The organism is Pedobacter sp. HMWF019 (genome assembly GCF_003061025.1).
Classification (GTDB): Bacteria; Bacteroidota; Bacteroidia; order Sphingobacteriales; family Sphingobacteriaceae; genus Pedobacter.
In genome coordinates this window covers 1-3,967 of record NZ_QAIL01000516.1, presented here as the reverse complement: position 1 = coordinate 3,967, position 3,967 = coordinate 1, and the positions used below count along the sequence as shown (strand labels likewise).

At 44.5% G+C, this 3,967-nt stretch carries 4 protein-coding genes; 2 read left to right on the top strand and 2 right to left on the bottom strand.

What is annotated here, in order from left to right; translation table 11 throughout:
• The coding region (locus DBR11_RS30385) for a 4-(cytidine 5'-diphospho)-2-C-methyl-D-erythritol kinase (protein ID WP_369974458.1) at positions 1-460 on the top strand (460 nt) is incomplete at its 5' end.
• 8 nt (positions 461-468) lie between these two features.
• Entirely contained in the window at positions 469-885 is a 417-nt protein-coding gene (locus DBR11_RS26050; protein WP_108555492.1) for an OsmC family protein, read from the top strand.
• 22 nt (positions 886-907) lie between these two features.
• On the opposite strand, the gene DBR11_RS26045 is transcribed toward DBR11_RS26050, so the two are convergent.
• Both DBR11_RS26045 and DBR11_RS26040 read right to left on the bottom strand, forming a co-directional pair.
• A complete protein-coding gene (locus DBR11_RS26045; protein WP_108555491.1) occupies positions 908-1,189 on the bottom strand; it encodes a hypothetical protein in 282 nt (93 codons plus the stop codon).
• Positions 1,190-1,193: 4 nt separating this feature from the next.
• Positions 1,194-3,967, bottom strand: a 2,774-nt coding sequence (locus DBR11_RS26040; RefSeq protein WP_108555490.1) for a PD40 domain-containing protein, incomplete at its 5' end; no start/stop codon positions are given.

The following is a 3,967-nucleotide window of genomic DNA, read 5'->3' as shown; positions in this document are numbered from 1 at the left end:
GGGTCTTAACAGTGCTGCAATGCAGGGGTATGCCCGGCAGCTCGGTGCAGATTGTGCTTTTTTCATTGAAAATAAGCCTGTTTACGCCTTTGGAAAAGGAGATGAATTCAATGAATTGCAGCTTGATCTGTCGGCCTATTGTCTGGTTTTGGTCAAACCTGATGTTCATGTCTCCACTGCAGATGCTTATGCGGGGGTTAAACCTTCCATCCCTGGCAGATCGCTGAAAGATTTAATACATTTGCCTTTAGAAGACTGGCGGCTGTATTTGCACAATGACTTTGAGCAGAGTGTGTTTTCAAAATATCCGGAGATTGGACAGGTTAAAAAGGTGCTTTACGAATCGGGCGCAGTTTATGCAGCCATGAGTGGCAGCGGATCTTGTGTTTTTGGGATTTTTGAGAATAAAGTGCGCTTGCCTGAACTGGAAAAAGAGAATAGAATATTTTATAATGTTTGATAGATCATATGGAAATCAATTTAGTACGTAAAAGTGGGAAATTTAATTTCGAAGCCATCAATCCGGCAGGACATACGGTGGAACTGGATGCTAAACCTGAAATAGGTGGTGAAGGCAGGGGGTTCAGGCCAATGGAAATGTTACTGGTGGGTTTAGGCGGTTGCAGTGGTATCGATGTAGTGAATGTGCTGACTAAGCAGAAAGAGCCTCTGGAAGATGTAAAGATCAGTATTAAAGCCAGCAGAAAAAATGAAGAGGTTCCTCCGATTTTTGAAACGATCAATATTCATTTTGACCTGTATGGTGCGTTGAATGAGCAAAAAGTGGAAAGGGCATTGGCTTTAACTTTTGAGAAATATTGCTCGGTATCCAATATCCTGGAACGTTCTGCGACTATTAAATTTACGCATACCATTCATTCCTGAAATGGGGTTGGGATCAGGCTCTTTAGCTGATGTAATCCCGGTCCTCGTCGCTTAAATTATTTTTGTGGTCAGTACTTATTTTAGGGTCATCAAATTTTTGATCATAAGTACTGATCACCGTTTTCGGCTTTCCTGCCCAGTATCCAAGCACAAATCCAATAAAGGTAAAAACCCCAACCACCACAAGCTTGGAGATGTCTTTTTTTACAAAAATAAAATTGAATTCTACCGAGTCTGTATTGATCATTAAAAAAATGGTCAGCAGGGCGGTAAAGATGATGATGAAAATGGTTTTTGTACGCATAGACTTAAAATGTGTAGGTAAAAATGAACTCTAAGATAGGATTTTGATTGTAAATTTTATTCACAAATACCATTCTTGCGCCAACATCGGCCAGGGGCTGATAACGCAGCAAGTGCATACTGCTGCGCAGTTCAAAACCATAAGTTTTTGGTTCAGAAAAATTGGTCTCGTTTCCGATGTTCTCGTAATGACAGAATAGAGTTCCCCTCAAATTTCTTACATAAGCCAATGGTCCGACTTCCAGGTCAGGAAACACAATTGGGAATCGGTAGTTGAGTAAAAGGGTATTCTGGAGCGGACTTTTTGCCAGGATGTTGTTGTATCCGTACACGGTATTGATCTCGGTGGCGTAGCGCCTTACACCTGTGGCTTTCTGATAACTGAAATTGATTAAGAAGGAATGGTTCTTCAGCAGTCCGGGGGTATAAATGAAACTTTCTGCTGAAAAGAGCTCGCCGGCCAGTTTCTGATCGAAGGGCTGGTTGAAATATTGAAAACGTACAATTTGTGCCCATCTTGGTGCAATATCACGTGCGGCCTGGGTTTTTCCGTGAGAGAAGGTGAAGCGGTATTCCATCGGGAAATTCAGGGAGGTGATGAAATTGGAAGGCATGTTCTGGGCCATGTAGCGTTTGGTTAAACTGGTGGCTACATTGAAGCCAAGGTTGTAGTACTCGTCAAGCGCGTTCAGGTTGACGGGGATCGTTGCGTTTAGCTTTACGTAGTTCTCTCTCCAGTCTCCTTGTTTGATGGTCTTAGCGGAGCTGTAAAAGGTTCGTTCGGGTATGTTCTCATAACTGAGTCCGATCACCGGATAAAAAGTTTTCAGGTTGATGCCGGCATTGTATTCAAATCTGCCCAGATCTCTGTGGTAATTGACGCCGGTGTAAAAATCGAAGGTGTTGAGCAGGTTGTTAGATTGCAGCTGAATTCCGCCTATGTATTCGTTTTCGATGACCGGGACTACACTGTGGAAGTTGAACAGGTGCATGAACTTTTTATAGGACGCTGTCTGAAAGGTGCTGTCGGGAATGTTTTTTTCAAACACGTTTCCGGTATTCTCTTGCTGCTCCGCAGCTTTCCCGAAGTAGACAAAATCGTTTTCCTGAACTGCCGATGGTTTGACGGTGCTTGAAGTGATGTTGTAGCCTTCGGGGCCAAAATTGTTAAACAGGATCTTTTTACCGTCTGTTGAGAAAGATGGATTAAAGGCGCCGTATTTTGAAGCGCTCAGAGCGCTTATTTTTTTTGAAGCGGTGTCTATCTGGTAAATATTGTCAACGCCGCTGTAATGTGCGTTAAATGCGATTCCTGAAGAATTAAATATTGGTCTGTTGAGTTGCTGATTGGCTTCTGGCAAAAGTTTGGATTTTTTACCGTCTTTCCCCTCTATCCATAGGGATTTTCCTTTTTCGCTTACGCTGATGTAAGTGACCTGTTCTCCGCTCTGGTCAAATGCAGGGCTTTGCAGGATCAGGTTTTCCGGATTGGGGTAGGTGTACAAGGTGTTGCCAGTAGCCGCATCGAGTTCGATGAGGTTAGACTGGTTGCTCAGGTCAATTTGTACCGCAACGATTTTTTTGCCGTCGGCCGATAGGGAAGGGGAGAAGGTTCTGGTCCTGCCTTTCAGCTTTTTAATTTTTCGGGTTTTGAAATCGTAGAGACAGATGACGCTGTAACTGCGTTGCCTGAACCTGGGGTCATAACGGATCTCGTCCCAGGTCAGTTTGCCTGCGGCATAACTGAACCAGGGTTGTTCCTGGTAACCGATGCCAAACAGGCGGGTCTCTTTTTGGTTGCTGTCTATGCGGACAAAATAAGGGGTTTCGGCTTTGCTTTGTTTCAGTGCCAGGATTTTTCCGTCTTCCAGCCAGGCCGGTAAAAAATAGTCTGTAGCATATTTGGCTTTTTTGTTGAGTTCGGGATAAGGAATGCTTTGGTTTTTTTCATCCTGGGCTGTCCATGCCTTTTTGAGATCGGCAGTGGTGGCGGTGTACCAGCCCTTGCCGGTTTTGCCTGTCAGTTTTTTCAGGCTGCCTGCAAAAGGGTAGGCGCGGGCGGGCCGCTGACGAATGTCGGTAAGCAAGCTGTCAAAAATATTTTTTCCGAACTGTGTTCTGATATTGGACACCATAAGATATCCGAGTTGGTAGTAGCCGGGGGTGATGTCTTTGTCCGATCCAAAATTGGCTTTGCTGTAAGATATATTTTTCCTTTCCAGCAGGCTGGTCCGGTAGGGCATGATCCAGGAAGGCTGTCTTCCACGGCCGGCATGGGTGAGTGAAGTTTCTGTGCTTACGGCGTCTCCCTCAAAGAACCAAAGCGGGATACTTACCCCCATCCAGGCGAGGTAAACTTCTTCAGGAAAAGGATAGGCTTTTCCATTGGTGAGTTTGTCGTATTGGGCAGCATGTCTGAGCTCGTGAACAGCCAGGTTATTGAGCCAGTCCTGACTGTCGAAAAACTGTGGGGGAGTGGTGTAGAATTCTGACTTTTTGGGGCCTAACTGAACGAAGCCATTTGCGATCACACCACGGTTTTGGAGTACGATCGGAAGAGTGGTTTTGTGTATGCCTAAACTGGCGCCGTCATAAGGAAAAATGAAGCCGATGGTGTTGGCCATTCTTTGTGCTTCTTTTTCAAGTTCAGTTGGGTAGATGATCTTAAAACCTTTGTTGTTGATCTGTCTCCATTTTACACTAAGTGGGTTCTGTTCTGCACTAAAAATCTGTGAGAAACCTGTATGTGATATTGAGGTTAATATGATTAGTGATAAGT

Bases quoted from the DNA above. Each gene is read 5' to 3' on its own strand.
- DBR11_RS26045 (WP_108555491.1), bottom strand. From the start codon at position 1,189: ATGCGTACAAAAACCATTTTCATCATCATCTTTACCGCCCTGCTGACC.
- DBR11_RS26050 (WP_108555492.1), top strand. From the start codon at position 469: ATGGAAATCAATTTAGTACGTAAAAGTGGGAAATTTAATTTCGAAGCC.